The 3,267-nt window shown below is 50.9% G+C and carries 4 protein-coding genes and 4 tRNA genes; all 8 read right to left on the bottom strand.

The annotated features are described in order from the left end of the window. Positions 1-95 (bottom strand): GTP-binding protein (locus MIB40_RS19235; RefSeq protein ID WP_249696929.1); only part of this gene is annotated, 95 nt, incomplete at its 3' end. 69 nt (positions 96-164) lie between these two features. Next, positions 165-240 (bottom strand) — tRNA-Thr (locus tag MIB40_RS19230). Between the two features lie 15 nt (positions 241-255). Beyond that, positions 256-330 (bottom strand) — tRNA-Gly (locus MIB40_RS19225). Positions 331-357: 27 nt separating this feature from the next. Next, a tRNA-Tyr gene (locus MIB40_RS19220) sits at positions 358-441 on the bottom strand. Positions 442-537: 96 nt separating this feature from the next. Then, positions 538-613, bottom strand: a tRNA-Thr gene (locus MIB40_RS19215). Between the two features lie 37 nt (positions 614-650). Then, a complete protein-coding gene (locus MIB40_RS19210; RefSeq protein WP_249697123.1) occupies positions 651-1,349 on the bottom strand; it encodes an SPOR domain-containing protein in 699 nt (232 codons plus the stop codon). A gap of 3 nt (positions 1,350-1,352) precedes the next feature. After that, entirely contained in the window at positions 1,353-2,069 is a 717-nt protein-coding gene (locus tag MIB40_RS19205; RefSeq protein ID WP_249697122.1) for a type III pantothenate kinase, read from the bottom strand. After that, positions 2,059-3,027: a bifunctional biotin--[acetyl-CoA-carboxylase] ligase/biotin operon repressor BirA gene (birA, locus tag MIB40_RS19200; protein ID WP_249697121.1), complete on the bottom strand. Its 969-nt coding sequence runs from the start codon at positions 3,025-3,027 to the stop codon at positions 2,059-2,061. The genes MIB40_RS19205 and birA overlap by 11 nt, the downstream gene beginning before the upstream one ends. Positions 3,028-3,267: the final 240 nt, after the last annotated feature.

The raw sequence follows: 3,267 nt of genomic DNA, 5'->3' as shown, positions 1-3,267 counted from the left end.
AGAGCAGCTGTCAGAGTAGTTTTACCGTGGTCAACGTGACCGATAGTACCCACGTTTACGTGGGGCTTATTACGCTCAAAAGTTTCCTTAGCCATGGAGACCTCTCCGTCAAACTATAAAACCAAAAAATAAGGACAGAACCTAGCTCTGCCCTTCCAAAATAATGGAGCTCAAGAGCGGATTTGAACCGCCGACCTCACCCTTACCAAGGGTGTGCTCTACCAACTGAGCTACTTGAGCCCTACAACCTGTTGCTGGAGCGGGTAGCGGGAATCGAACCCGCATCATCAGCTTGGAAGGCTGAGGTAATAGCCGTTATACCATACCCGCCTAACTCAACAGCTTAGCAAGACCTAATGGTGGTGGGGGCTGGATTCGAACCAGCGAAGCTTTCGCGTCAGATTTACAGTCTGATCCCTTTGGCCACTCGGGAACCCCACCCACAAGGAGGCGATATTCTGCTTACACTCCCCTTTCATGTCAACTATTTTATCGACTAACTCTAGCCGCTTAAAACCGTTAGTTATGACGGGAAGATGGTGCCGGCACCAAGAGTCGAACTCGGGACCTACTGATTACAAGTCAGTTGCTCTACCAGCTGAGCTATACCGGCAATGGCACTCTCAATCGCGGGCGCAATTCTAAGGGAACTATGGAGGCGATGCAACGGCTTTGCAGAGATTCTGTTCCTTTTCTATAAACTGATAATCCTGAGCGACTTTTTCCCACACATCATCACCAACCTGACGCGCTTCCGCATCGGTCACCGTCACCCAGAATTCATCCCTGAAACGCTCAATCAACTTCACTTCTGCGTCATATCCAGATTTATTCATTCGAGCCAAAACACGATCAGCCGATGCCTTCTTGGTAAACAAACCCAGCGAGATGCCATTTTTCATCTCACCCTGGGTCACCACAAAACTGTCTATTTTCTGGCGCTGCAGTTCCTTTAGTTGCCGTAACGCTTCTTCGCGCGAGATAAGTGGCTTCATATACACCCAATAATCCGGTTCACCAGCAACCTTTACCGGATCAACTCTTCCCTGCACGCTAAGCGCCAGTAATCGCTGATGCAGTGCTTCGGCACTTTCTTTGGCCTGGAAGGGGCCAAGGTACACACACATTTTACTGCTTACGACCGAACTATCCTCAGGCTTGCTGAGCTCTTTCTGGCGAGGCTTGCGCTGCAACTGCCGCTCCTCTGACAACAGCAAAAGCTGCTCACCAGCACTTTGTGAAAGCACAGGTTTATCGGGCTGATAATCAACAACACGGGAATTCAAATACCACTGATAACTAAAAAAGACACCATTAGCCAACAACAGGATTAATAGAATCCAACGCATAATCTATCCTTGCTCCGGCACTGCTATCGCAATACCTTCCAAAACCAGATGAGGGGCAAGCGCCTCCTCACAACCCATTAAACGAGCCAACACGTTGCCATCACCTCCCGTAATAAGCAACTGCCTCCCCTCCACCTCGTGCTCCAGATCTACAATCAAAGACTTGATCAACCGTAAAACACCATGATCAACCGCCTCAATCGTCGACTGACCCGGCGCAACATCACCAAGGGGATTTCCACTCACCTTTACTCGATCCGTATTATGAAATAGAGCGTTACGCATCATATTAATGCCAGGCACGATGTAACCACCCAAATGACGCCCATCCGATGACAGCAGGTCAAGCGTTACTGCACTACCACAGTCAACAATCAGGACTTCTTGATCAGGATATCGCATGCGTCCGGCCAATAAAGCCAACCAACGATCCACTCCCAACGTTGATATATCATCGTACGCCAAAGATACACCCTGAACGCCATCAACGACCTGCACCCGCTCCAGATCGCCGGACCAGACATCCTCAATAGCCGCAATAAGCTGTGACAATTTAGCCGCATCGACAACCGCACCCAGACAGACCTTCTGTGGTAAGTTCGCACGTAACCACGAGTGAAAAGCTCCCAACTCATCGTACGACGCCGAACCATGGCTAGAACCATCACCACGCACCGCCCATTTAATGCGAGTATTACCTGCATCGACATCAAGTATCATCTGCACTCCCTCGAAGGCTGACCTCCCCCCCTCGATAACTGATCAGCCCTTTGTCCGTATCAACCTGCAACGCTCCGTGCTGATCGACACCATGACTCACCCCCTCACACCACTGACCCGATCCAACCTGCACAGAAATCACCTGCCCTTTGAAAGCGTCATATTGTGACCATTCGTCCATAAAGGGCTTAAAACCATGACGCTCAAACGAAGACAGCACCCTCAGCAACTCTGAGATCAACGACGCCGCAAAGCGATTCTTTGATGGCAATTTGCCCGGCAACTCTGAAAGGTCAGCGCAAGGCTGATCAACCAGATCACGCTGTGCTTTCGTTAACCGAAAATTCACCCCAACCCCAATAACGACTCGACATTCACCCGCAGGATCACCACTAATCTCCAACAAAATACCCGCGAGCTTTCGACCCTGCCACAACAGATCATTAGGCCACTTAAGATGCATATAAGAACCCGTCTCGCGGGCTATCGCACGCTGCACCGCCAGCCCCACCGCAAGACTCAACCCCTCAAGCGCGGCAACTCCTTCTGCGAACTCCCACAGGCAAGACAAATAAAGATTGGCACCAAAGGGACTGCACCATTGCCGCCCTCGACGCCCCCTCCCCGCACTTTGGTGCTCGGACATACAAAAATAACCCTTGGCCGCGCACTCTTGAGCAAGCACATACTCATTCGTCGAATCGAGGGTAGAGAACAGATCCAGCTTAATAGGCATTAAACCATCGTCAAGCGCGCGAGTAATGTGCCCCCTGTCCAGCAGCTCAGTACCCGGAGCAAGGCGATACCCCCTCCCCTTTACAGAGTCCAGATCAAGACCCAGATCCTGCAGACGCTTAAGCTGCTTCCATACCGCCGCACGACCAACACCGAGCCGCTCTCCGATAGCATCCCCGGAATGGAACTGACCATCCCGTAATATATCCAGCAAAAGGTCCATCACACCCCCTTATTAAGCACCGACCGAGTGTACCAGCTCAACCACCCGCCTAGAACTTGGCATTCGGCTACCCTATTCAGCTCAACTCACCAACCCAAACGAATCCTGACTTTCACTTGGTTTTCGCACATAAAAAAACCCCGATCTGAATCCAGATCGGGGTTTTACAATAAAAGCCTGACGATGACCTACTCTCACATGAGGAAACCCCACACTACCATCGGCGCTAAGAGGTTTCAC

The organism is Aestuariirhabdus haliotis (genome assembly GCF_023509475.1).
Classification (GTDB): Bacteria; Pseudomonadota; Gammaproteobacteria; order Pseudomonadales; family Aestuariirhabdaceae; genus Aestuariirhabdus; species Aestuariirhabdus haliotis.
The sequence above is the reverse complement of the archived record's forward strand: the minus strand, read 5'-3'. Positions and strand labels throughout refer to the sequence as shown.

Excerpts from the sequence above, each read along its gene's own strand:
- MIB40_RS19210 (WP_249697123.1), bottom strand. The coding sequence starts at position 1,349 with ATGCGTTGGATTCTATTAATCCTGTTGTTGGCTAATGGTGTCTTTTTT.
- MIB40_RS19205 (WP_249697122.1), bottom strand. The coding sequence starts at position 2,069 with ATGATACTTGATGTCGATGCAGGTAATACTCGCATTAAATGGGCGGTG.
- birA (WP_249697121.1), bottom strand. The coding sequence starts at position 3,027 with ATGGACCTTTTGCTGGATATATTACGGGATGGTCAGTTCCATTCCGGG.